Source organism: Mycobacterium sp. IDUB_28, from assembly GCF_055419285.1.
The window spans coordinates 1-23018 of the sequence record NZ_JBVAXK010000020.1 but is presented as its reverse complement, the minus strand read 5'-3'; the positions used below and the strand labels follow the sequence as shown (position 1 = coordinate 23018).

27 protein-coding genes are annotated in these 23018 nt (G+C 62.3%); 12 read left to right on the top strand and 15 right to left on the bottom strand.

Annotated features, from left to right (window positions below; translation table 11 throughout):
• Positions 1-2: 2 nt before the first annotated feature.
• The 3 genes from ACZYZ9_RS25365 to ACZYZ9_RS25355 all read right to left on the bottom strand — a co-directional run bounded on the left by ACZYZ9_RS25365 (position 3) and on the right by ACZYZ9_RS25355 (position 3394).
• Positions 3-470, bottom strand: coding sequence for a hypothetical protein (locus ACZYZ9_RS25365; protein WP_463828940.1), 468 nt, complete (start codon positions 468-470; stop codon positions 3-5).
• A gap of 68 nt (positions 471-538) precedes the next feature.
• Positions 539-1993: an FAD-dependent oxidoreductase gene (locus ACZYZ9_RS25360; protein WP_463828939.1), complete on the bottom strand. Its 1455-nt coding sequence runs from the start codon at positions 1991-1993 to the stop codon at positions 539-541.
• A gap of 192 nt (positions 1994-2185) precedes the next feature.
• Positions 2186-3394: a PucR family transcriptional regulator gene (locus tag ACZYZ9_RS25355; protein ID WP_463828938.1), complete on the bottom strand. Its 1209-nt coding sequence runs from the start codon at positions 3392-3394 to the stop codon at positions 2186-2188.
• Between the two features lie 135 nt (positions 3395-3529).
• Here ACZYZ9_RS25355 and ACZYZ9_RS25350 point away from each other — a divergent pair, with 135 nt between their 5' ends.
• A complete protein-coding gene (locus tag ACZYZ9_RS25350; protein ID WP_463828937.1) occupies positions 3530-5047 on the top strand; it encodes a flavin-containing monooxygenase in 1518 nt (505 codons plus the stop codon).
• Between the two features lie 196 nt (positions 5048-5243).
• On the top strand, positions 5244-5498 hold the full coding sequence (locus tag ACZYZ9_RS25345) for a hypothetical protein (protein ID WP_463828936.1): 255 nt from the start codon (positions 5244-5246) through the stop codon (positions 5496-5498).
• Positions 5499-5529: 31 nt separating this feature from the next.
• On the opposite strand, the gene ACZYZ9_RS25340 is transcribed toward ACZYZ9_RS25345, so the two are convergent.
• From ACZYZ9_RS25340 to ACZYZ9_RS25320, 5 genes are all read right to left on the bottom strand, one after another.
• Entirely contained in the window at positions 5530-5832 is a 303-nt protein-coding gene (locus ACZYZ9_RS25340) for a hypothetical protein (protein ID WP_463828935.1), read from the bottom strand.
• 54 nt (positions 5833-5886) lie between these two features.
• Positions 5887-7281, bottom strand: coding sequence for a flavin-containing monooxygenase (locus tag ACZYZ9_RS25335; RefSeq protein WP_463828934.1), 1395 nt, complete (start codon positions 7279-7281; stop codon positions 5887-5889).
• 201 nt (positions 7282-7482) lie between these two features.
• Positions 7483-7791: a hypothetical protein gene (locus ACZYZ9_RS25330; RefSeq protein WP_463828933.1), complete on the bottom strand. Its 309-nt coding sequence runs from the start codon at positions 7789-7791 to the stop codon at positions 7483-7485.
• Positions 7792-8845: 1054 nt separating this feature from the next.
• Positions 8846-9094 (bottom strand): hypothetical protein, encoded by a 249-nt coding sequence (locus ACZYZ9_RS25325; protein ID WP_463828932.1) that lies wholly within the window; start codon positions 9092-9094, stop codon positions 8846-8848.
• A gap of 304 nt (positions 9095-9398) precedes the next feature.
• The gene (locus ACZYZ9_RS25320; RefSeq protein WP_463828931.1) at positions 9399-10367 is read right to left on the bottom strand and encodes a GIY-YIG nuclease family protein; all 969 of its coding nucleotides are present in this window, start codon (positions 10365-10367) and stop codon (positions 9399-9401) included.
• Positions 10368-10595: 228 nt separating this feature from the next.
• Between ACZYZ9_RS25320 and ACZYZ9_RS25315 the strand changes: the two genes are divergently transcribed.
• Positions 10596-10988 (top strand): hypothetical protein, encoded by a 393-nt coding sequence (locus ACZYZ9_RS25315; RefSeq protein WP_463828930.1) that lies wholly within the window; start codon positions 10596-10598, stop codon positions 10986-10988.
• Positions 10989-11126: 138 nt separating this feature from the next.
• Positions 11127-11585: a hypothetical protein gene (locus ACZYZ9_RS25310; RefSeq protein ID WP_463828929.1), complete on the top strand. Its 459-nt coding sequence runs from the start codon at positions 11127-11129 to the stop codon at positions 11583-11585.
• Positions 11586-11665: 80 nt separating this feature from the next.
• Here ACZYZ9_RS25310 and ACZYZ9_RS25305 read toward each other — a convergent pair whose 3' ends face one another.
• The 6 genes from ACZYZ9_RS25305 to ACZYZ9_RS25280 form a co-directional block, all read right to left on the bottom strand.
• Positions 11666-12652 carry a hypothetical protein gene (locus tag ACZYZ9_RS25305; RefSeq protein WP_463828928.1) on the bottom strand — a complete coding sequence of 329 codons (987 nt, stop codon included), beginning with the start codon at positions 12650-12652 and terminating at the stop codon, positions 11666-11668.
• Positions 12649-13356, bottom strand: a complete 708-nt coding sequence (locus tag ACZYZ9_RS25300) for a helix-turn-helix transcriptional regulator (RefSeq protein WP_463828927.1) — start codon at positions 13354-13356, stop codon at positions 12649-12651. The genes ACZYZ9_RS25305 and ACZYZ9_RS25300 overlap by 4 nt, the downstream gene beginning before the upstream one ends.
• A complete protein-coding gene (locus tag ACZYZ9_RS25295; RefSeq protein ID WP_463828926.1) occupies positions 13353-13502 on the bottom strand; it encodes a DNA-binding protein in 150 nt (49 codons plus the stop codon). Before ACZYZ9_RS25295 ends, ACZYZ9_RS25300 begins: the two co-directional genes overlap by 4 nt.
• Positions 13490-13954 carry a helix-turn-helix domain-containing protein gene (locus ACZYZ9_RS25290; protein ID WP_463828925.1) on the bottom strand — a complete coding sequence of 155 codons (465 nt, stop codon included), beginning with the start codon at positions 13952-13954 and terminating at the stop codon, positions 13490-13492. The genes ACZYZ9_RS25295 and ACZYZ9_RS25290 overlap by 13 nt, the downstream gene beginning before the upstream one ends.
• Positions 13951-14289, bottom strand: coding sequence for a hypothetical protein (locus ACZYZ9_RS25285; RefSeq protein ID WP_463828924.1), 339 nt, complete (start codon positions 14287-14289; stop codon positions 13951-13953). Before ACZYZ9_RS25285 ends, ACZYZ9_RS25290 begins: the two co-directional genes overlap by 4 nt.
• A gap of 118 nt (positions 14290-14407) precedes the next feature.
• On the bottom strand, positions 14408-14662 hold the full coding sequence (locus tag ACZYZ9_RS25280; protein ID WP_463828923.1) for a helix-turn-helix domain-containing protein: 255 nt from the start codon (positions 14660-14662) through the stop codon (positions 14408-14410).
• Positions 14663-14824: 162 nt separating this feature from the next.
• Between ACZYZ9_RS25280 and ACZYZ9_RS25275 the strand changes: the two genes are divergently transcribed.
• The 4 genes from ACZYZ9_RS25275 (at position 14825) to ACZYZ9_RS25260 (ending at position 16418) form a co-directional block, all read left to right on the top strand.
• Entirely contained in the window at positions 14825-15232 is a 408-nt protein-coding gene (locus ACZYZ9_RS25275) for a hypothetical protein (RefSeq protein ID WP_463828922.1), read from the top strand.
• Positions 15233-15293: 61 nt separating this feature from the next.
• Complete coding sequence (locus ACZYZ9_RS25270; RefSeq protein WP_463828921.1) at positions 15294-15686, top strand: DUF732 domain-containing protein; 393 nt, start codon at positions 15294-15296, stop codon at positions 15684-15686.
• A gap of 8 nt (positions 15687-15694) precedes the next feature.
• Entirely contained in the window at positions 15695-15979 is a 285-nt protein-coding gene (locus tag ACZYZ9_RS25265; protein ID WP_463828920.1) for a hypothetical protein, read from the top strand.
• 46 nt (positions 15980-16025) lie between these two features.
• The gene (locus ACZYZ9_RS25260) at positions 16026-16418 is read left to right on the top strand and encodes a DUF732 domain-containing protein (protein ID WP_463828919.1); all 393 of its coding nucleotides are present in this window, start codon (positions 16026-16028) and stop codon (positions 16416-16418) included.
• Positions 16419-16505: 87 nt separating this feature from the next.
• Here the strand turns inward: ACZYZ9_RS25260 and ACZYZ9_RS25255 are convergent, their stop codons facing one another.
• On the bottom strand, positions 16506-17516 hold the full coding sequence (locus ACZYZ9_RS25255; RefSeq protein ID WP_463828918.1) for a hypothetical protein: 1011 nt from the start codon (positions 17514-17516) through the stop codon (positions 16506-16508).
• Positions 17517-17639: 123 nt separating this feature from the next.
• Here ACZYZ9_RS25255 and ACZYZ9_RS25250 point away from each other — a divergent pair, with 123 nt between their 5' ends.
• The 4 genes from ACZYZ9_RS25250 to ACZYZ9_RS25235 all read left to right on the top strand — a co-directional run bounded on the left by ACZYZ9_RS25250 (position 17640) and on the right by ACZYZ9_RS25235 (position 22960).
• A complete protein-coding gene (locus ACZYZ9_RS25250) occupies positions 17640-18839 on the top strand; it encodes a hypothetical protein (protein WP_463828917.1) in 1200 nt (399 codons plus the stop codon).
• Between the two features lie 674 nt (positions 18840-19513).
• Positions 19514-20413: a hypothetical protein gene (locus ACZYZ9_RS25245; RefSeq protein ID WP_463828916.1), complete on the top strand. Its 900-nt coding sequence runs from the start codon at positions 19514-19516 to the stop codon at positions 20411-20413.
• Between the two features lie 297 nt (positions 20414-20710).
• Positions 20711-21520 carry a hypothetical protein gene (locus tag ACZYZ9_RS25240; protein WP_463828915.1) on the top strand — a complete coding sequence of 270 codons (810 nt, stop codon included), beginning with the start codon at positions 20711-20713 and terminating at the stop codon, positions 21518-21520.
• Positions 21521-21532: 12 nt separating this feature from the next.
• Positions 21533-22960, top strand: coding sequence for a DUF4365 domain-containing protein (locus ACZYZ9_RS25235; RefSeq protein ID WP_463828914.1), 1428 nt, complete (start codon positions 21533-21535; stop codon positions 22958-22960).
• The last annotated feature ends 58 nt before the right edge of the window (positions 22961-23018 follow it).

Here is a 23018-nt window from a genome sequence, read left to right as displayed (position 1 = left end):
CGCTACGGGCACACGCCCCCGTCCGGGCCGTTGACGCATTTCTGGACGGTCAGTGAATACGTCGCGGTCGTCCTGGCCGGGTCGCCGCAGCCGAACGCCGCTTTCGTGGACGTGATCGATCCGGTCAGGGTGCCCGGCGCAAACGAATAGACCAGGTCTGCTGCGACCACGGTGCCGTCCGCGCATGTCCAGCCGTGCGCGTCGGTGCGGTTGATCGTCCACGGGCCCCCCGGGGCTTTATTGACGGTGGCCTCCCACGTTTTGGGCGTGGTCACCGATCCGTTGCAGTTGCCGGCCGAGTCGCAGGTGGTGTTGAACATCAGGATCGTGCTCAGCAGATGCGAACGCGCGCCATCAACGACAGCGAAGTAATGACCATTGAGGCTGTCGTCGGCGGCAGCGACACCGGACATCGCGACCGAGCCGCAGCCGAACGCGGTGAGGATCGTTGGTAGCCAAAGGGTGCGCATCGGGCTGTTCCCTCTTCGTTCCGGAAGTCTGGCAACAGCCTTCATCGCAGCAGATCGTCGGAGCTACATCAATAGTTCATGCCGGAGAACATCATCCGGTTCGGATCGTACTTCTGTCGGGCCGCGCTGAGCCGAGCCAAGTTCGCGCCGAAGTACCGCGACGGCGGCTGGCCCGGCTCGATGTAATTGACGTAGCCGCCGGCTGAATACGGTTGCACCGCTTGGTGTGCGGCGTTGATCCAGCCGGCGCCGGCCGACGGCGCGCCCGCCGTCTCGACGTACCACTGCACGATCGCGGAGTGTCGCCGGTACGGAAAGGCGGTCGCATCTGCGGCCACACTGGCCAGTGCACCGTCGAGGGTATGCATGATCACGAATCCCCTTCCCGCCCCACGGGGGAAAGAGTCGAGCGCCGAGGCGATTCCCTTGGCGGCGCCCGCGTTGATGATCGGCAGCACATCGGAGCCGCCGACATAACCCAGCGGGGACGGGGTCAGATTCTCCACGGCCAGATACTTCACCAGGTCCAGGTAGTTGAACGTGAAATTCTCGGTTCTGGTGGGCTGCACCCCAACATTGGCGACGATCGCATTGGCAACGCTGCCGCCCGATCCGACCGGGGAAGTCGCCATGATGCGGCATTGCGTGCCCATCGGCTCGATGGTCGCGTCGGCCAGCGCCCAGAATTTCCGGTCGACCGTCCGTAGCCAGCTCTGCCAACCCAACAGGACCTGCGCGAACGACTGCGCCGGAAAGTTGATGTTGACGACGTCGACGTCCTCGGTGGGGAAGGTGGCGTAGGTCAGTGAGGTCGCCACGCCGAAGTTGCCGCCGCCACCGCCGCGCAACGCCCAGAAGAGGTCCGGGTTGCTGGTGGCCGAAGCGGTGACCGCCTGCCCACCCGGCAACACCACATTGGCCGAGGTCAACTGGTCACAGAGCAGACCGGCATGCCGGGAGTGGGCCCCGATTCCGCCGCCGAGGGTGTGCCCGGCAGCTCCCACGGTGGGGCACGTGCCCGTCGGGAGTCCCCGCCCGGCCGCGGCCAGCGCCTGGTGCATCGCGAACAAGGGGGTGGCGGGCGTCACGGTGATCTGACCGCTGGCGGCGTCGAAGTTGATGTCGCCGGGCAGGCCCCGCAGATCAAGCACCAGCGTTCCGTCCGCTGTGGAGGCGCCTGTGTAGGAATGACCGCCGCTGCGGGCGGCGACCTTCAGATTACGAGCAGCCGCGAACGCCATCGCCTTCTGCACGTCCGCCACCGACGTCACGGTGACGACGGCGGCGGGTGCCGAACCGTTGTAGTTGGTGTTGAAAACCTGCTTGGCTGAGGCGAACTGCCCATTGTCCGGGCCGATCACCTGCCCGCCGATGGCACCGGACAGGCTGCCCCAATCAGCGACGCCCGGAGCGGCGCCGACCCGGCCCGACCCGAAAACCGTTCCCGCCGCAACAGCTCCAACTGCCGCGCGCAGAAACGTCTGCCGCGATATCTGCGCCGCTGGCTTCTCCGGAACCGTCATGCCCGCATTCTGGGCTACCTCGTGTCGATAATGTTCCGACGGCGTGCTGTGTTGCGGGATTGATCAGCGATCGTGACTGTTCGAACCCCGCGACGATCTATGAAGTTTGGGTCCCCCGACCCCGAATCGGACATTATTCGCACGTATGCCAGCGCGAAGCGGAATCGCCAAATTCATAGGAACGAGATCGCGCTAGTTGCCCCGCCAGCGCAACACGTCCAACGCGACCGCCACGTTGACGCTGCATTCGGCCAGGGGGCGGGGCAGCAGCTCGTCGGCGCGCGCCAGTCGTCGGAGCAGCGTGTTGCGATGGGTGTAGAGACGTGCCGCCGCGCGCGAAGCGTTGCACTGCTCGCCCACGAAAACCCTGACGCTGCGCTGTAATTCACTGCTCGCGGATTCCAGATCGCCCAGGGTGCGACGCACGAATTCGGTGGCGCGGTCGGTGTCCGCAGTGAGCATCGCGACCAATTCGACATCGGCGAACAGCGCCACCCGGTGCGGAGATCGCAACCGGGCCATCATCTGTTGGGTGGTGATGGCGTCGAAATGACTGCGCCGAAAGCCATCGATACCGTCGCTGCACGGCCCGATGGCGACGCGGATGTCGGGCATGGTGTCGATCGAATCGCGAAGCGCGACAGTGTCTATCGATCGACTTGCCGTCCAGACCCAGCGGGTGGCCGTGCTGGCCAGCACGGTCAGTGGCCGCGTGCCCGCGGCATGTCCGAGCGCCTCGGCCGCCGCGTCGAGCCGGGCCATGTCACCGGACGGATCGTCGCTCCAGATGACCGCTGCGATGTGTGGTCCGGTCAGTGGGTGGCCGAGCCGATCCTCGGCCCGCTGGCGCGCGATGGGGGCGCCGTCCAGGATCAGTGCGACGGTCTCGCGGCGGTCGGCGTGCGTCCCGCGGGTCAGTTCGTCGCGTTCCAGTTCGATCTGGGCGGCGATCCCGGCCAAAGTGGCGTCGATGAATGCACTGATCGAGCGGGAGCACACATCAAGCAGCTCCCGTAGTTCGGCCGGGTCCGACGTCAGCTCGAACGCGATCTCCATGAACCGGCGCCACGCCACGCCTTCGCCGATCCGGTAACCGTCCAGAATGTAGGGCGTCAGGCCGCGGCGGGCCACCTCACGCGCGATGATCATCGGTTCGGGTCCGGTGTTCGGCGGCACCGGAGCCCCCGGGTCGCGCACGTTCGCCGTTCCCCAGAAGTACATATTGGCCCGGTTGCTTCGGCTGACCGCAGCGGCGAGCTCGGGATCCCCGGCGAGGGCGGGGCTCGTGGCAAGCACCTCCGCGTCCAGCTCCTCGAGCCATTCGGCGCGCGGGTTCACGGTGATCTGGGCGCACTGCCGTATCAACTCTCTGACCGGCTCCGACGGGCGCTTCCACGACATTTCAGCAGCATATTGCGATGGTGCAAATTGCACCATGACGAGCGGGTAAATGAGCGGATCTCATCTTGGTTCCGGCAGCTGCGATCGCGACGATGGAAACACCTCAGCGTTTTGTCCCCGTCAGGAGCCAATGTCATGCCTCACACGTCCACCCACGCAGGCCGCACCGTCGAGCACGTTGACGTACTCATCGTCGGCGCTGGTATCTCGGGCATCGGTGCCGCGTACTACCTGCAGCGCGAGCACCCGGGCCGCAGCTACGCCATCCTGGAGGCGCGCGGGGCGACCGGGGGGACCTGGGACCTGTTCCGTTATCCCGGCATTCGTTCAGATTCCGACCTGCACACGTTCGGTTACGAATTCAAGCCGTGGCGCGACGACCACGCCATCGCGACCGCTGACAAGATCCTGGCCTATCTGCGCGAGGCGGCTGCCGAGAATGGCATTGACCGCATGGTCCGCTTCCATCACAAAGTGCGGGGCGCGGCCTGGGCGAGTGCCGACGCACGCTGGGTCGTCGACATCGAACGGACTGATAGCGGACAGCGGGTCCAGATCAGCGCCAACTGGTTGTTCTGCGCCGGTGGCTACTACCGCTACGACGAAGGCTTCACCCCGCGCTTCGAGGGCCGCGAACGGTTCACCGGAGCGATCGTGCACCCGCAGCACTGGCCCGAAGATCTGGACTACACCGGCAAGAAAGTGGTCGTCATCGGCAGCGGCGCTACCGCGGTCACCCTGGTACCTGCTATGGCGGAGCGGGCCGGGCACGTCACCATGCTGCAACGCTCGCCGACCTACATCATGCCGGTGCCGTCGAAAGACGCCTTTGCCAACTCGGCAAAGAAGGTGCTCGGTGACCGCCTCGGCTATGCCCTGGCGCGGCGCAAGAACATCGGTCAACAGCGCGCGGTGTATCAGTTCTGCCAGAAGTATCCGGCGCTGGCCAGGCGGATCATCCGTTACGTCAATGCCCGGCGGCTGCCCGCCGGATATCCGGTCGACCAGCATTTCAGCCCGGCTTACAACCCGTGGGACCAGCGGCTGTGCGCGGTGCCCGACTCCGATCTGTTCCGCGCGATCAGCAGCGGAAGTGCGTCGGTGGTGACCGACCGCATCGCGACCTTCACCGAACGCGGCATCCTGCTGGAATCCGGTCGGGAAGTCGAGGCCGACGCCATCGTCACTGCGACAGGCCTGAACCTGCAGGCGTTCGGTGGCATGTCGCTGACCGTCGATGGTGCGGTGGTCAATCTGCCAGAGCACGTCGCATACAAGGGGATGATGCTGACCGACGTGCCGAACTTCGCGTATGCGATCGGTTACACCAGTTCCTCGTGGACGCTCAAGGTCGGCCTGCTGTGCGAACACTTCTGCCGGCTGCTGTCCTACATGGACGCCAACGACTACGACACCGCCCGCCCGGTGCTCGACGATCCGGACATGCAGACCCGGCCTCTGCTCGACTTTGCGGCGGGTTATGTCCAGCGGGCGGTGGACCAGCTGCCCCGTCAGGGCGCCGGCCGACCGTGGATGACGTCGACGAGCTATCACGCCGACGTCGAGATGCTACGCGACGATGAGGTCGCCGACCCGCATCTGCAACTGACGAACTCGGCTGACGTCACGAGTCGGGAACCGGTGCCGGCCTGAGCGGGGCATTGGTCGCTGGTGCCGCGGCGAAACAGTCTTAACGTCGAGGACTCACCCGCTTAATTGCGGCGAAATATCCATTGTTTTTGATGTCACTGCCATCGTCTCGGACGGCCCTGTGTAACTCGAGCCCGTCGTTACTGGCTACCGGAATATAAATGCCGTATCCGTTCACAACACGATAGGGTTTGTCGCCATGAAAAAATTCTCGGCTGCATTTCTCGCCGCGGCCGCCGCTGCCGCTGTGCAAATTGCTCTGGCACCCGCGGCGCAGGCGACGATTTGCCGGGAAGTCGGGTCGGGCCGGTATACCAACGCCGAGGAGTGCCCGGTGGGCAGCATTGCAGTGGCCGAGGCGTGGGATGAGGTGCGGCAGCGCGATGCGGGGATGCCGCCGTGCTACACGGCCGAAGGTGTCCCCTACTACACGCCCGGTGATTCGCCCTGCTGATCAAGGGCTGAAACAGGTGGCAGGGGCGACGTCAGCACTCTCTGTCCTGCTTCGTCCACGCGACATGCGCGTCGTAGGTGTCGTGTGCGGCCTGCAACGTTTCCGGTGTCGGGTAGGGGTACTCGGCGGCCACGGCGTTCAAAGCCTGCTGGGTGAAGATGTCCGGCATCGAACTCGAGCGATAGCCGAGTAGTCCGGTGGTGAGGGCTCGCTCGAGATCCTGAGCGAAATCGATTTCGATTCGCCGAAGTTGTTCAGCCAGTAAATCGGCGTCTGTTCCAGTGCAGTCGTACGGATGGCCACAAGGGGTGTGGAAAAACTTGATCACTTTCAAATTTTACCGGAATACGACGAGTCGTGCCGACGCGAAAATTAAATTCCGGATCTGTCAGGCGAAACTCAGCTTGCGCGGCTCGAACCGATAGCGAAACAGGTTGTCGACCGTAGGCAATTCCCAACTGCCGTAAAGCCGGGGCAACGCCGACAGGTCCCGCATCAGGTAGTTGGGCGTGATCGACGGTGTGTACTCGACCTCTTTGCGTTCGATGCTGACTTCACGCAACCCGTGCGACGCCATGTAATTGATGATCTTCATGGCGAATCTGGTGGATGCCTCGGAACGTTGCGTCCAAGCGGAATGCCACACTCCGACGGGCTGGAAATAATTCGGCACCCCACCCATCATGATGCCTTTGTAGAAGTTGATTCCTGCCGTATCGACTTCGACCCCGTCCACGCAGAGCCGGAATTTGAAGAAGTCCAGCTCGAATCCGGTCGCCAGGATGCACACGTCACATTCCAGTTCCTCGCCGCCGACCAGGACAATGGAACGGGAAGTGAAGCGCTCGATGGCGCCGGTCTTCATTCGCACGTCACCGCGGCGCACCGCGTCCTTGAAACCGATTGCCACTGGAATCCGCTGCTCCCACGGCGAGTAGGACGGGGAGAAGTGTTCCTTGAGGTCCGCGCTGCTCACCGCCCGTCGCCAGTGTTGGCGGAAAAACCACCGCGCAACCCGGGGAAATTTACGGAACCCGACGAAAATTGCGTCGTCGCGTGCCTGCAGGTAAGTGCGCAGCATCCTCATCGGCAGCTTATGGCCGCGGTTGTGCAAAGACTGGCACAGTCGCATGAACACGGTGGCGCGATTGTCGATCTCGTAGATATAGGAGGGGGAACGTTGCAGCATGGTCATCGATCCCGAAACTCGTCCCAGTTCGGGCGCCGCACACACCGCGGTGGAGCCGCTGCCGACCAGCACCACCTGTTGGCCGGGAAATGTGCGCGCCGCATCCAGGTCGAACGAATGAATGATTTCACCGGCGAAGGTCTCGGCGCCTGGAAACACCGGAATGTGCGGCAGGGAGAAATAGCCGTTGCCGTTGATCAGGAATTGCGAACGAAAACTGCCGCGCGTGGTGTGCACGTCCCAACACTGCGTGCCGGAGTCGTAGTTCGCGGCGATGACCCGGGTACCGAAACGAATGTGCTCCAGAATCGAGAACTCCTCGGCGACCGACCGCAGATACCGCTGGATATCCTCGCGGTCCACCAGACATCGTTCCGACGTGTACGGCTTGAAGCTGTAGGAATACTTGACGAAATCCGAGTCGCACCGCGCGCCGTGCCAGCGCTGCGTGTGCCAGATGCCCCCGACGTCGTCATCGGCCTCCAGCACGACGTAGTCGAAGCCGTTACGGGCCAGGTAGTACCCGGCGCTGATCCCGGTGATCCCGGCGCCGATCACGACGACCGTGGTCTCCTGCGTAGGCGTCGCGCTCATAGGGGCCTTCCCGGAGTCGACAATGTAGGCGCCGCGCCCATGTACAGTGACCCGCCGCGCAGTGATGACCCGGGCGGGGCGCTTTCCAAACATCGAAGCCGCAGCGTAGCCGCTGACTAGAGGGAAAGAACTGCCCGCACACTTCCGCGGGCTCGACTGATATATCCAGCACTGCCCACCGTTGGCTTCGCAAGTGCTCGATCACGATGCGCTTTGGCCGTCGCTGCCGTTGTCACTGGAATAGAAGGTGCCGAAGCCGCCCTGGCCACCCATCCCGCCGACCGCGCCGCCGTTGCCACCATTGTTGTCGAATACCGGGTTGCCGGCGCCACCTGCCGGTATCAGGCCCGGCGACCCATTGCCGGAGCGGTTGTAGGCGCCGCCGCCACCACGCCGCCGACACCGGCCGCGCCCGTTGCGCCGGCCCCCTCCGATCCGCCGGAGTGCCCGGGCCCGCGGTGCCCGCGCCGACTCCGGCACTATCACCGTTGCCGCAGAAATGTCAGCCACCGACCGAGGTGATCACCTATCGACGCGCCCCCGGCACGACTCGAACGTGCGACCTAGGGATTAGAAGGCCGTCTTACTTGGCGTTTTGCGTTTACACCCTTTTTGATGCCTTTATCGGATTTATAGTCTGACCTGCGTAAATACGTTGGTGGGTTTGATGCCTTTATCGCGCTTGATTGGACTCCTGCGGGCTGTGTGCGGGCTGGGCCGTCGGTGCTTGTGTGCGAACGCTGCCTGACCACCAACGTTCGCGGTATTGGCGTAGCGGCGCGTTTCATGAGCAACCATTAAGCCCAGCGCTGCACGTCCTCCGTGACCTCTATGACGCCGCCCGCCGCGTTATCGACGGGCAGCGATCCTCGCCAGCCAGCTCGGATCCGAGGCCCGGAGGGCCACTGTTGGCAACTACACCCTCGACGGCTCTGAAAGTCCCTCAGAGAGCGAGGGACCGCCCAGCAATGATCACGCTAATCGACAGGTGGCCCCGAACGGGTTGTCCAAGAGCCAGCTTGAGCAAGCCGCCTACATGGTCTACTGACGCGATCGCCGCCGTCAACGCCACACTTAGACCGGTAGGTGGGTCAGCATCAAGCTCTCGGGCAGAGCGGTATGACGCGAGCAATGGGACCCCACGGCCCTTCCCTCCCAATGCCACTTTAGATTGGCCAAAGCCGAATCACGCGAACTAGGTCGCACGCCGATAAGGACTGCCGTTGACGGTAACCTACAGCTGAGATAACGCGAAAAATGTTCTACAGCAACACTATAGGATCATCAATCGTTATGCTTTCTGCCCGAGATGTCGTAGTCTGAAGACCAACAACTTAACTAGACCGTTCGCCCTCAGCGGTGTTATTGGCGAGAGCGGGCCCTGCGCCAGCGGATCCACTCGCGGGCAAGGCGAAAGCGGTAATCAGTTTGTCGACCTGCGGGAGTTGCGCAGGCCAATGGTGCTATACGGGAGGGCGTAGGCAGCACGATGATCGGTCGACCAATAGTGAAGTCGCGCGGCGCGCACGCGACTTCACTTCGGCCAGTTTGGGCAGGAGCAGAACTATTGAAGAAGTCTCAGTCTATGACTGCCGACATCCAGCGCCGGGAACCAAGATGCAGGATTTGCCGCGATGAAACTGTGCGCGTCGCTGTCAACGAACTGCTGAACTGGCGCGGTGTCCCAGTCATCCAGCAGGGCGGCAAGTCGCACACTGTCACTCTCACTGAGATTCTCGCTCAGCTTGAGCCCATCAACGAGTGCCGCGCCGAGGGCGATCGAATCACCTACACCGCCTTGTGGAACCACCACCGAAGGCATTACAGCCTTGCCGGGGTCGCTGCCTATTGGAGCGCTCGGTTGATTAAGGACTTCACGGAAGCGCTCCGCCCTGACGAGGCTATGGGACGCCTATAGCAGAGTCGCAATCATAGGCACCAAGTACGAAGGGGTTTCGTCCATGACAGCTGTTAGTTGACTATAGCTGCGCTACAGGGCATTTGGTCTGAAAGCGCAGGTAGAGGCATTGGCATACCCCCGGAAGTTGTTGCCGCAGAACCATATTGTCGCGGATCATGCTGCGACAAGTCAGAACTTGTGGCTATGACCGCGTCTGTCAGTTGCGGTTGAGTCCGAACTCGCGAGTCATCAAGGCGTGCTTGTAATGGGCCTCGGCGGCGTCAACCTCTGACGAGGACGTGCTGGGCCCGAACACTCGCAGGATGCTGAACACGAAGTGCCGGGCATGGTCCGTCCTCACCCGGGTGCTACCGACACTGGCGAAGGCGAGGTCCCGCAGGGCGATGTTGCCGCCGTGACCGTCGCGCGCATAAGACGTCCATCGCTGCAGGATGCGTTCTGCACCATCAGCCTTCCCGACGTACTGCTTTCCGTTGGAGGAGTCGGTAATCAGGTAGATCCCCTGAACTTCTGAGAGCGCCACCCGCCAGTCGGCGTATCGGTGACCGGCGACCATCTCGCACAGCTCGTGGTACGTCAGAAGCACACGGTCGAACCCTGGAAACGGAACCTTGTCCCGGTCAGCGATCTCCAAGACAGGGAGGTTCGCCACGCTGGTCGCGCGCCGCTGCCAGGTTCGCGGATTGTCCCATTCCACGACGAGTCTGCCTGTTAGCGGTGCAAGGAAGTTGCAGGGACGCAGGTCCCAGTACCGGCGGGTCGCTGTTCTCTCCCGCAGTACCTCGCCGCAGTTCTCGAAGGTCCCATACAGACGTGAGCGCCGCTTGCCATCAGCGATGAGTATTACCCAGTACCTGCCAGGGTCGGCGGGGAAACGCTTGGTCGAGATGCTTTGGCAGCGGGTGTAGTCGAGGACTCGTTGTTTAGCCAGATCCTCTGGGCCTTGCAGTGGGTCCTCAGCGCCGAACACGTGTGAGGCATCGTAGACACCTGGCTTGAAGCTGTGCCGGATGAGATGAATGTCCTTGAGATGAATGGGCGGGACGTGCTCTGTCCCGATCCCCGCCAGCACGTGGCCGAGCGTGAGGAACTCTCGTGGCCCAGATTCGGCGCTCTCAGGCAAAACGTCCTTGGCGGGAAGGTTCTGTGTGTGCTGATCGACCACCTGCCCCACCCTATGAGCGTCGTGGCTGAGGATCCAGGATTAGGGTCGGAGCGCTGGCACGGCGCAGTTCCCACAGCTGCACTCTGATTGCCGACGAGGAGCCCGTAGGGGCCGTCGGAAGGCCGGAATGCCACCCGAGAGCCCCGTTGTTCGCCACGAACGCAGACGTGTCGGTGGCCTACCGGACAATGGTCGCTAGAAATGCGACTTGAAGGAGGTGCATCCCAAATGCCTGAAGACAGCTCGCGCTATCGCATGTGCGGTGAGGTCTACACCTACGACGAGCTGAAGGCTGCGAGCGAGGCCGAGCTAGCCGAACTCAATGAAATCCAGGGCAGCAACTTCACCTTCGACGATTACCTTGTCGAGTCGTTGCATACCGGGACCATCGAGACCGTCGATGACGACGAGGGTGAGCAGGTCGAGGACTGGCGACGCGGAACGCAGTACCTGTACCGGGGTCGTGCGCTCACCTATGACGAGTTGCGCCGTGAGGTGGAAGCGGAGGCCGTCAAACTTCCGCCTGAGCAGTGGCTAGACGGCGAGTTTGTGTTTGAGCCCTGGTTCTCGGACTCGTTGGTGAGCGGGCACGTCAAGCGCGTTGACCCAGAGCCGTGCTGATGCCCGCGAAGCTCTGGGCAGTTGCGGCGTGGCGCGCCACGGTTTCCGGCTGCCCAAAGGCCACCATGATTGCGGCGGTGCAGCGCCGGGTTGGACCGCGCGTCCACGGCGGGCGCAGCGACGACGAGAGTTAGCGGGATGGCGAAGCGCAGCCCCTACGAGGGCTATTACAAGCGACAGCGGCAGATCGATTCGAAGGTCTTTGACATCATGCTGTCCACCAAGCACATGTGCCTGTGCGACCACCCGCAGGGCTTTCACTGGGACACCGACGACGGCGAGAACGTCGGCAGATGCGTAGACGCGGACTGCCAGTGCGAAGCGTTCGATGAAGACGTGCTCTACGAAGCTCGGCTACGCGCCGAGTTGACGCAGGGCCGCAGCGCCAAGCCTGACGACGCCGGTGACGACGCCTTGGCTCGGGTCATGCGCGCTCAGGAAGGGCGCGACATCGATGCTGACGAGGTATGGGACCGGGCGCTGCACGCCAAGCGCCCCAACCCCATCGGCAGGCCCCGGCCTGACACACTGCGTGACCCGGCGGCGATGGATGCGCTGCGCGAACTTGGCGGCAGCCCGGAGGACCTGACGGGCTGACACGCAGCTCGTCAATGCCACTTTGAGCAGTAGGTCGCCGGGCGATCCTGGCTGCGTGGGGCGTAGGGCCGCAACCTCGTTCACTCGTCGGTCGGCAAGTTGTTCAGCTGTTCTCGTAGTTGCGCGGCTTCGGACTCTAGCTTTAGCAATCGCCGCTCTAGTGTTTTCCGTGGTGTCGGCTGAGGCTTGATCGGTGTCTTCTTGCCAGCGAGCCATCCGACGCGCTGGTAGGCGACGATGGTCCGGAGATGAGCGCAGGTGTGGCATCGCGTGAAGGGTGCGGGTTCAGGGTGCTTCTCGGCGTACATGCGACGCCAGAAGTCCTCCTGGTCGGGGTCGCCCTGAGCGATCTCGTCTAGCACTACTTCGAGCGGACGGCGGTTTGGGTTCTCACGGTGGACCGGGCCGTCTGCGGGCTTCCACCCCGGGTTGGTGCGTTCCTGATCGAAGTGTCCGCAGCTGAGCAAGACATCCCAGACCTCGTATTCCCTTGCTGCCAAGATGATCTCGCCGCCGATTTCCAGCGGCTCGCTTGAGAAGCGATTGTCGCGGAGTCGAATCCACTCTGCGATGTCCCGGACCGGGCCTCCAAAGGCCCGATACCTCGGGCATTTCGGGTCGTAGCACAGCAGCTGGCCAGCTCCGAGATGCGCCTTGCCGTAGATGCTGGGCCACTTCGGTTCTTCGAGTACGTCGGTGCCCACCACCTTTGCCCGGGCCGCCTGCACGGCGCGCTCGCCCGCCTCTTCGGTGGCCTCACGGACCTCCCTGTCGGAGGGCCCGACAAGGCCGAAGTGGTACGTCTCGGCCAATTCACCGAGCCGCTCCACTTTGTCGGCGGGCTTGTCGTCGGTGTGGTGACGGGTCACAACATCGCGCACGCAGCCGCAGTCGAGCTGGATGCGCCACTGATACGTCTTCTCCGGCTCCGGGTAGTACAACTCAAACAGGAAGCTGGCCACCGGCCCCCCGGAGAGGTTGTGGCGGCGCAGGTCCTCCCATCGGGCGATCAGCTCCTCGCGAGGTATCGGCGAGCCGGGCAGCTTACGTTGAACCGGTGCGGTCACCGTGCCTCCTTCAGCCATGCCTCGACATCGGCGCGGCGGTAGAGCACTCGTCGTCCGAGCTTCACCGATGGCGGACCACCGGAGCCGGTGTGCCGCCAGTAGCGCAGAGTGCCGACCGAGAGCCGCGTCATTGCGGCGACGTCTGTGACGCTGAGCAGCTCGCCCTCGGGCAGCCCGTGGCCGATGGCGGTAGCGGGGCGTGCTGGCTTCTGGGTGCGTTCGTGGAGAAGTGTTTCGGCGATTGCTAGCAGGGCATAGGTGCTGGCGAGTTTCCATGACGCGGTGTGGCCGGGTTCGATTCTGCTCGTCGCCTCGACAGCTTTCTCGAACCAACCTGAGGCCCCGGCGCGCGATGGTTCGGTGCGCCCGTCGACCTCGGCAAGCCACCGCTCAAGATCTTCGCGGCGGTAGAGCGTGCGGGTGCCTGCCTTGATCGACTTGGGTCCCTGGCCCCTTTGACGCCAATAGCTCAAGGTGTGCACCGACAGTCCGGTCAGCTGGGCGACTTCGGCAGCAGTCAGGTTGCCGGAGCCGAGCGGCACCCGAGCATCGGAGAGTTCGACGAACTTGACGCAGTCGCAATCGGTTGCTGCACATGAGGACCCGCCGGGCCGCCCTCCGCCGCCACCGTGGTGCACGCTGGCGAAATGCCCGCACTGACCGCAACGGGCCATCGCCTTGATCGAGCCGGGATGACCGCTCATGACGTCCGTCGCTTCCGCACTCGCGGCGGAGCGTTCTGGGGGCGCATCAGTTGTTCGTCAACCTCGTCAAGGTCGACCCGGATCGTGCGCCGGGACCTACCCATCCGGTAACCCGTCAACTCGCCGTCAGCGATCAAGCGCCGCACGGTCCTCGGGTTGACCTGAAGGTACTCGGCGGTCTCGGCGATGGTGATATAGCGACGCTCCACGGTGGCTCCCAGATGCGAATGCGGCCTAGCAGCAGTAGCGAGACCCGGTCGATGCGGATCGCCCTGCCAGAACCGATCCGCCGGGCGTCGAGTTGCTCGTGGGCGATCAGGCGGCGGATGAGGCGCGGGCTGACCTGGTAGTAGTTAGCGGCCTGCGTGAGCGTCACCCAGCGGGGCAGCGCATCTCCGGGGACCTCGGGCTCCCCGCACATCCGCAGCACCGATCCTCGTTCGACGCGGATCAGCCGACCCCACGGCGCAGCCCCGCCCCGGACGCCGATCCGCCGGACTTCCAACTTTTGCAGCAGGTGCTGGTAAGCCTCAGTGCGGTCGACACCACAGTGCTCGGCGACCTGCGCGGTCGTCAACCAAGGCGGAAGTACCGTCACGGCTCGCGAATCTTCTTCAGACACCTCTTGCACGTCGCTGCAGAATCCTTCGGTCGACCGCAGGTCTGACAGATGAGTTTGCGCCGTTGTCGTGCTGCCACCGACTTGAGCGCCAGCCGCTGCATGTGGGCCTTTCGCGCCCACTCAGCACGCTTGGCCCGCTCCTCCGGCGTCAGTTCCCCGTCGGGGTCCAACTGACGCTCGAACCGCTCCAACGCTGCTTTCCGGGCGGGCCAAGTCCGCGCCGACCGGTCAGGTGTCCTTGCCCAGGATTCATAGGCACCAATCCGCCCGCGCATGCTCCGCATCTTCACCGTGTCGTCCGCTGCCGCCATCGGCGAGACGTTAATCGCACCAGGGAAAGAACATTTGAACTCAGGACTGACGACTCATTGGCAGCGGCGGAAGACCTCGCTCTGCGTTCCAAATCGCGGGGCTTGCCCGTCGTGTTCGCTACTCGCCGAACAGCTGGGCGGTGGGCACGTCGAGCGCCTCGGCGATGTCGAACAGGCGCTCGTACAACAGGCCTCGGCGGCCAAGTTCGACATCTATCAGGACATTGCGCGTGACCCCGGACCGCAGGGCTAGAGCTTCTTGAGTAAGACCCTGCCCCTCGCGAAGCGCTCGGATTCTGCCACCAACCTGGCGGCGGCGGCGCTCCCAACCTGCCACCCGGTCGGGATCATTCTGACTCGGGCGCGTCGGCACGGGTCCCAGTAATCGGCCAAAACTGACCCGGTGTCTGCCCTACTAGTAGTACCCTGATCTCTAAGATTCAGCGGTAATCCCGTTCGGGGACGCGACCCTGCACACAGAGCCGAAGCGAAGCTGCGACGGCTTGCCGCCACGACCGTGAAGGACTGACCCCTGGTGATGGTGCTCATCGTTCTAGCCTTGGCCCTAGTTGCGTTGGTCGTCGGCGGGGTGGCGACTCTCATCATGCGAGCGAGCATCCCCAAGGGCGATACGCAGAGGCGCGCTGACTTCGACCGTAAAACGAAGGACGCCATGATGATCTTCGGGGGCGTGGTCGCTGGTAGCGCCCTAGCCGCAAGCAAATCGGACCGACGTCAGAGCCGCAACTTCGCGCGCTCCTGGGACTTGGACCACTCGCAGTTCGAGGCAAGTCGAGCAGCGGAGCAGACTGCCGACTACAACCGGCACATAACGGCATACAACCAGCAGGTCGCTCTGAATAACCAGTGGGCGGCGCTCAATAACCAGTGGCCTCCGGTCTATCCGGCGCAGGTGCACCCCTACATCCAGCCCGGTCTTTGAGTCTGATGACGAGCGAGGCCAATTGATTTCAACGCCTTGCAAAAGTAAAGGAGCTTGGGTATTGAGTCAGGTTTCCCCGGGAGGAAATACAGCCTCCGACACCTCTCCGCCATTGGGTCGGGACCTGGCGGTGGCGACCATCGGGGTCTGGCGGATCTTCGCAGTAGTTGTGGGCGTGGTGGCGGCAGCGCTGATTGCGGCTACCCCAGCGCGTGCCGATGATGCGAGCTTTCTCAACGAAGTCAAGATGAACGGCACCACCACGGAAGACGGCAAGTCGATGTGGTGGGGTCATGCGGTCTGCACCGATCTGCAGTCGGGAGTCAGTGTGCAGGCGATTTACCAGAACGTCGCCAAGGTAACCCGTCCCGGGCGGACGGGCCAGTTCATGGGCAGCGCGGTCAGGAACCTATGCCCCGACCAGATGCCGACGTTGCAGGCCGGGATGGGATAACGACGAATATGAATGCCGGGGCCACCCTGACAGCTCTCGCCGCCGTTCTGGGGACGGCCACCGTGGCGGCACCCGCAGCTGCGCACGCCGACCCACAACTGGACGCCGCGATCTGCCAGTACTTCGATAACCACGGCGGAGTCAATGGCGACAACCTGCGCGACGTCAGCCAGCGGCTACACGACAGCGGAATGACCGTGGATCAGTACAACTCGGCCCTGGTCAGTGCGGTCAAGAACTCCTGCCCGCAGTACCGGAGCGCGTTCCTTGAGTGGGCTCAACGCCCCTGGTAAAGCGGACTCAGCCCGGGTAGCAAAACGACTCATTCGGAGAAGGAAGATGCAGCCAATTGCGCAACTGTTGAGTGCTGCTGCGGTGTCGGCGGTGCTCCTGGGAGGGGCGGCTCCGCCTGCTGTAGCCGCTCCGAACTGTGACTGGAACACCGACGCAGGCACCCAGGCGTGCATGGGTGGTGGGCCTTTTGGCGGGGGCGATACCTACGGGCCGACGGGCGAGGCCGGATTCGTACAGGACAACAAGCGTTATTACCCGCAAATGAACACCGCCCTGATGCTCAAGATGGGCCATGCGGTCTGCACAGCCACTGCGAACGGTGGGACGCACAACGGCATAAAGCGGGACTTGATCAAACTCGGCATGGGCGACAACGACGCCGGAGCCTTTATAACCAGCGCGCAGATGTATCTCTGTCCAGGAATGGCGGGCCGATGACAGCTTCGGGCCACGCGCGCTCCGTCACGCGCTATAGGCGTTGACAGGCACCGTGTCCAATTCGACTGATGCACAGGATGATCTGCTTCAGCAGTAGGCGTTGTCGTAGTAATACTTGATCTCTCGCTCAGTCGCCCACCTTTCCTCGACTTGCCAGTAGCGATCAAGATGCTCTTGCTTGAGTTCGCGCTCGTCCAGCGCTAGGTCACACACATCGCAGGAGAGTTCCTCTGGATCCGCAAGCACAGCCGTCCGGAAGGCATCCTCGCCAGTCTGGTGGGTGTGTAGCCGTTCAGCACCCGAAAGTGTTGCGGCAGAACCACACACCGGGCAAGGGACCTTCTTCCAATGGGTATTGCCGATACCAAATTCATTCTCCACCTTGCCCGTTTGAGCTAGGGCCTTTTTGGTAGGAGGAGCGATTCGGTGGCCGTCGATCTTCTGGCGTGCGTCCTCGAACTTTCTCTTGAGGTCGTCGTAAAACGGTTTTTCCGCCCTGAGTTCGTTAACCAGCTTCAATGCGTTCTGTTCCCAAAAGTCAGCGGGAGCCACTCCGCATACCGCTAGCAGCTCGGCAATAACCTGTGAGAAGTTGATAAGTGCCGCTTGGAGTTCCGCGCGATCAACAAGCCCCAGATGGATGGCAGCATTGCGCGCGTCCAGGGCGGCCTTTGCAGTTCCCCCGCTGATTCGATCTCGTTTGTTGGTTATCAAGCCGATGAGGTCGAGGCATTCCCTGGGGCCCCGTGTCCGGAGGTTCAACGCGCGGTACTTGTCCTCTGTAGGGACTAGATCGGACCTTCCCACGGCATGCAGATAGTCGGTGTCCTGCAGCTTTGTGTTGTCGAGTAGCAGCACGGCGCTCACAGTGCTCAAGTAGTGCTTTGCCAGAATCTCAATGGCACTCCCAGCATCGATTGCTGCATCGAGCCAGCGGATCGTCGTTTCCGCACCGAGGTAGACCGCAGAGAAATCAGCCGCGCTGACAGCGCTGTTTGCTCGTGCCTTCGCAATCTCAAACAGGTGACCGGGTAGTTCTTGATTGCCAAAACGCTTGTATCCGAAGGCCCATGGAAGTCGATTCGACGGCAATGCCACGACGAGATTGTATGCGTCTGCCCGCCCGTAACCATAGGTGCACCGATGCCATGTCCGCGTCAGTAGACCGCTGAGCATGACCGTCGGGTCATTTCGTCGGGGGTAGTGCCTAAGCTCAGCACGGTGGCCAGAAAGAAGCCGGTGTTGCACCACAACGCGGACAAGTTGGCGTTCGAACAGTTCTCTGAACTCAACGCCATGCTTTATCGAAGCAATCCATCAGAGTACTTCCGCACCCGCCTGCATAGCGTTGCCGCTCATGCCAATACAGAGGCAGAGCCAGTAACCCTTCCGAGCGGAGCCACTCTGTGGCTGCCGGTTTCCGACACCGATACGCGGCTCCGATATGCCGCGATGGAAATGACCGTGCTCTTCCATCACGTCGCAGAGACACTCATTCGCGCCTACTTCGCCCATCGCCGTCAACCGCTATGCCCTTGGCTGGAAATTGCCAAACTGAACAATTTTCGCAAGTTCAAGGAGCAGGTCGACGCTCTCGTCCACCAAGACCAGAACCAATGGGACCGGCGCGAACTTGGCCTGGCATTTCTGGGTGGCCACGACCCCGACGATGCTGGGGTCGACCTCGACGTTGAGACGTGGGACGACCAGATCAATGGCCTGATCGACTTGATGGTCTACGTGGGTTCGAGGCTGCTTGGCGATGCATCGCTCTACAACAGCGCAAAGCACGGCTTGAGCAGCATCGCCAACGCGGATATGAAGGTGCAGCTGAAACAACCGTACAAAACAACCAACTTCATCAATGGCCCAGTTCTTGCCCACCTGCGGACGGTCCCCAACGCGGAGAATCCGCCGTCGGAACACTTTGAGTGGAATCTTGCGATCACGAGCATGGCACTTGAAGCTGACATCCGACTAGTTGAGCTGACACTTAACGCGTTGGAGTCGATCTGGGGGGCGGCCCGCCGCGCGTATACCGGCGTCAGCGCAGAGACATGGACCTTCTCAAGTGCCTACGTCAACGCCGTGCTTCTTAAGGGGCGTTCGTCGGGATCGCCGGACATCGTCCACACCACGAACCACCGGATGGCGACGGCGGGCCGCGATGCCGCCACAGGCAAGCGCAGGATCAGCGGAATCCAAATCCAACTGGTCGGTGAACGGTGCCGTCCAGAGGACATCGTTGAGGCCCTTCGTTTCGATCTCGACGCAAACCAGCCGTCCAAGATCGAGCTGCCACTTCGGGAACGAGACCGTCGCGATCTATCGCCCTCAAACCAACACTTCTTTCCCTTCTCCCCTCGGGGATCGCACACCAGGCCCGACCCTGACACCATCATCGGGGGCTCAGGGGACTGAAAATCGCGAACTGCCGATGCACAGCACGACTCATGTTCGCGCCGTGACCATTGCGAGGGGCCCGGGCAATCGTCCTAAGCACTCAAATTGAGTGGTGACAGCGATCGCGGACTGGCAGTGTGCCTTTCTGTGCGCGATGCGAACTACTTGAACTATCCAGACGAACTCCTGCGAGCAGTGGGGCTCGTCGTGTTGTACGCCGCATGGGCGGAGGACAAGGCGGGAGAGCTGATAACCCTGCACCACGGGATCCGCGAGGCGACGCCGCATCGAGATTGGGCGGCGTCAGGGGAACGCCTCTGCAAAGCCCTCGAAGCGGTTTCCACTGCCGAACTTGCGCAGCGACTGAAGCGCGCGCTTGACGCTCGACACCACGTTGTTCATGGTGTATTCCTTTGGGGCACAAACGAAGTTGGCGGCCAAACGATGAAACGGCGACTCGGCAGATCTGACCCAGCTAGCTTTGAGATGGCGGGGTGGTCCTTGACAACACTATCTGCCTTGGTCGGGGAGATTCAGGTGATCGAGGAACTCATCGATGTTGAGATAAGCCGGTTCATGGGTTTGCAGTGCTCGCCGACAATGCCTGATGGAGGTGGAAATGGTTCCGTTTCAACGGAAGTCGGGAAGGGCTCGCCGTCTGAACCTGGTGAGCACTGATGGAGGAGCGGTCTGTGACGAATGGCGCTAGCCTTCCCATCGATCCTCGCGGTGTCCTCCTTATCGGGGCCGACCCGGCCAACCCGAACATACCGTCGATTGAGCAGCTGGCGATCCTATCGCCAGACGATCACTTGCGGTATTCGGAGGCTTATCGCCAGATCTTCGACATGGTCTTCGGCGGCGTCTTCGCCTACTTCCTCGTGTCCGCAGGAGACCTCCGCGCCGGAATCGCAGTAGCGAACCAGGCCTTCGCCGACAGCGGATTCTCGCCGGAGACACGGCCCGAAGAGGCATTGCACTGGGCAACAGAACTGCGCGCTGCTGTGCTATCAGTCGCATCGGCCTTGGTGTATCACCAAGAACAGGCCTACCAGTTGGTGAGCGAACTGCACGACGGCGACAAGGTCGTCCGTGCGGCGACGAAGGCAATATTTGCAGACATCTACGATTCCAATCGCGGATACCGGCTTCTTTACAGCCTTCGGAATTTGATGACCCACCACACGATGGAGGTCGTGGCTCTATCGGCTCGCGCCTTCGCCATACAGGGCCGCGTCGAGACCCGCTTCCGGTTAGGGATCGATCGACGAAGGGTTAGCCAGTCGACGAAGCTCAGTGCTTCAGCCGCGAGAGAGTTCCAAGAGATGCAGCACGACCCCGACATAGTCGACCTACTCGATGACGTCTATTCTCCGCTGACAGCTGCGAATCGGAAGGTCTGCGAGATTCTTTACCCTGATCTGCGCCTCAATTGCCGAACCATCATGGACTTTGATTCCCTGTTTGAGAGAAAGTTTGGTACTCGGGCGCTCGTTAACAACTGGAATCCGGAAGTGCCAGGCGAAACGCCAGGATGGACCCCCTGGGCACCACAGGTGTTTGCCTTCGCCTCTCGTTACCTGGCTTCGTAGACGGCCAGCGCGTTTTAGCGACGCGGCGGTGCGCGGGGCTTGTGCGTTGCGTGATCTCGAAAACGATGGGTTGATGCGACTGAGCATCATCGTTGTTGCCGCACCTGCTTCTCGGCATTAGGAGTCCGTCGGCTGTCTTGGAACCCGTATCAAAACCCGTAGTTCTCAACGCTGGGAGTTTGACGGGATTGTGAGGCAGAGTGTTACGCGCTGACCGACGGGAACGGTGAAGGCGCGGTTGGACGGTGTCGGCACTGATCTCGACGACTTGTCGGTGCGCAGCGCTACCTTATGCCGATGCGCTGGTATGCCCGTCCTGAAAATCACCCGCTGCAGTTGAGGGTCGCGCCTCGGCTGGCATCGTGGAACAAGGCGGACGATCCGGACCAGGTTCGACTGCGGGCGTATTTGGAAGACACCGAAGCTCTGGTCGCCGACTCCCGGATCGACGGACCGTGGGCGCTCCGCCTCGACGTCGGGCTCCCGGCCACGCGGGATTTGCTCGATGCAGCCGACCTCGACAACTATGCGTATCCGCTCGCCCATCACCTGAACGATCCCGGCCTGCTGTCGGTCTGGTGCACAAAGCAACACTGCGAGCAGTCGTTTGTGCGGATCGAAGTTGCCCGCGAGATACGTCCGCCGTCGGAAGTGCTGGTCACGAGAACGACCGCATCGGCATCGACGGTCGCCTTCAAGGAGCAGATCCGCGCCGCCGTCATAGGCGCGGGAGAACTGCAAGCCGGACCCGTCAGGCTCGAACTCGCCTTCGTGGTCGGTCCCCGCAGGAACTGGCCGAACTTGTGGAAGCAGACAATCGATTCACTCGACCCGCTACTGGGAAGTACATACCCGCACCGCGACTGGCATCCACGCGACGGCAGGATCACCGAGCTGGGCATGCACCTAATGGTTGACCCCGCTCTCCACTACGACGTCGTGATCGGCATAGCTGCCGCGCAGGGTGCAGCGCAGCATGACTGTGAAGGGTTGTTCGAGCAGGCGGTGGTGGATAAGGCCCGCGCCCACCGCTGCACCGATTGCGAACGCCACGCTCAAGAAGGTGAAGACCTGACCAGTCCCAGAGCCCGAAACAACCGCCGCTAGGAGATATTGCGAATGAGGGCAAGCCAATCCGGCCTGACAGGCGCGTCAGGACAAACCGCCGTACAGCAGCAATTCATCAAACTCGGCTGGGGAGTCGCTCCCAACCCCATTGAGCATGATCTGGGCACAGATCTATGGCTCATGGCACGCGACCGACGTCGCTTCGATCTAGGTGCCTTAATCGGTGCTCAGGTGAAATCTGGCGACTCATGGTTTACATCACCGAAGCGTGACGATTCGGGCCAGATCGTGGGGTGGTGGTTCTCCGACAGCGACGGCAAACACTTCAAGTATTGGAAAGATCACGATGTGCCGCACATCCTCGTGTTGCACGATCTCAGCACAGGCACATCGTATTGGGTGCCAATCACCCCTGATCGGTTTGTGACTACCGGTAAGGGCTCCAAGATCCTCGTTCCTGCCGACAACACTATCGACGCCGAGCACCTCGACGCTCTTCTCGACGTTGCCACGGGTCAGCGCCGACCCGTCCAATGGGAAGGAAGCGCGTTTCAAGGCAACGAACCGATCCTGCGCCCCGACCGCCTACGGCATGCCCTCCTAACGCCGCGCCTCATTGCCCCGCACCCGAATCTTGCGGTGGACGCCTACCAAGCGGATGAGGCAATGGCGCTCTTGGTGAAGATGCGACTAAAAGAACTTCACCCATCCAAACCGCCCTACTGGAAGACCAAAGCTCCTGATCTGCAGGCCTGCCGGGCGTCTACGGAGTGGGAATGGCGGTTCTACGCCGCCTTGTACGACACCCTGGTCGATGCACACGATCCTGATGCGCTCCGAGAATTGATTCAAGCTAAAGATTCAGCCCCTCACCAACGTGCCGCCGCCGCCGCAGTTGTCGCTGCTCTGCTCGTAGAGGCGCACCAGCCCGCTGCGGCGCTGGAAATACTTGTCCCGCTCATCGCCGCTGACGATTGTGAACCGGTTGACCACTCATGGTTGCTAATCCACCGTGCGCGATGCCTCGCCGAAACTGGCTCTCTAGAGGAGGCAATGCAGGTAGCCATTGAGGTCCAAAGTCTGCGCACCGTGGCCCCACACGATCCCACCGCCATGGCGATAGTCGGGGCCGCCGCTGATTTGGTCTTCGGCGTCAGCTCGTTCGGTTCGCGCAACGTCGCCGACGCAGTCACCGGAAGAGACACACTGGCTGCATGGTGGCGCACTCAAGAGGTCGCGTGGGGCCTGCAGGAGAAAGCACGTGAGGACTTCAAGGAGTGGGCGCAAGACACAACCGTCACATGGGGAAAGTCGGACCAGACGTGGCTCCATCTTCGTGCCGCAACGTTAATTTCTGGCTTCACCGCCGATCACGCTGCTTGGCGCGCAACGTCTTCGACGCTCGCACAGCGGGTTATCACGACAGCTGCCGACAACCACGGCGGCTTGGTATCGGCGCTGCGGAACCTGTCAACCTGAATGAGGCACCGTTGCGCGGTATTTACTGAGCGTCCTCCTCTGGATGGTCGGGTGGGTT

Excerpts from the sequence above, each read along its gene's own strand:
- ACZYZ9_RS25360 (WP_463828939.1), bottom strand. The coding sequence starts at position 1,993 with ATGACGGTTCCGGAGAAGCCAGCGGCGCAGATATCGCGGCAGACGTTT.
- ACZYZ9_RS25355 (WP_463828938.1), bottom strand. The coding sequence starts at position 3,394 with ATGTCGTGGAAGCGCCCGTCGGAGCCGGTCAGAGAGTTGATACGGCAG.
- ACZYZ9_RS25285 (WP_463828924.1), bottom strand. The coding sequence starts at position 14,289 with ATGGCGGCAGCGGACGACACGGTGAAGATGCGGAGCATGCGCGGGCGG.
- ACZYZ9_RS25260 (WP_463828919.1), top strand. The coding sequence starts at position 16,026 with ATGCAGCCAATTGCGCAACTGTTGAGTGCTGCTGCGGTGTCGGCGGTG.
- ACZYZ9_RS25235 (WP_463828914.1), top strand. The coding sequence starts at position 21,533 with ATGAGGGCAAGCCAATCCGGCCTGACAGGCGCGTCAGGACAAACCGCC.
- ACZYZ9_RS25300 (WP_463828927.1), bottom strand. The coding sequence starts at position 13,356 with ATGAGCGGTCATCCCGGCTCGATCAAGGCGATGGCCCGTTGCGGTCAG.
- ACZYZ9_RS25345 (WP_463828936.1), top strand. The coding sequence starts at position 5,244 with ATGAAAAAATTCTCGGCTGCATTTCTCGCCGCGGCCGCCGCTGCCGCT.
- ACZYZ9_RS25265 (WP_463828920.1), top strand. The coding sequence starts at position 15,695 with ATGAATGCCGGGGCCACCCTGACAGCTCTCGCCGCCGTTCTGGGGACG.
- ACZYZ9_RS25310 (WP_463828929.1), top strand. The coding sequence starts at position 11,127 with ATGGCGAAGCGCAGCCCCTACGAGGGCTATTACAAGCGACAGCGGCAG.
- ACZYZ9_RS25365 (WP_463828940.1), bottom strand. The coding sequence starts at position 470 with ATGCGCACCCTTTGGCTACCAACGATCCTCACCGCGTTCGGCTGCGGC.
- ACZYZ9_RS25240 (WP_463828915.1), top strand. The coding sequence starts at position 20,711 with ATGCGCTGGTATGCCCGTCCTGAAAATCACCCGCTGCAGTTGAGGGTC.
- ACZYZ9_RS25350 (WP_463828937.1), top strand. The coding sequence starts at position 3,530 with ATGCCTCACACGTCCACCCACGCAGGCCGCACCGTCGAGCACGTTGAC.
- ACZYZ9_RS25335 (WP_463828934.1), bottom strand. The coding sequence starts at position 7,281 with ATGAGCGCGACGCCTACGCAGGAGACCACGGTCGTCGTGATCGGCGCC.
- ACZYZ9_RS25315 (WP_463828930.1), top strand. The coding sequence starts at position 10,596 with ATGCCTGAAGACAGCTCGCGCTATCGCATGTGCGGTGAGGTCTACACC.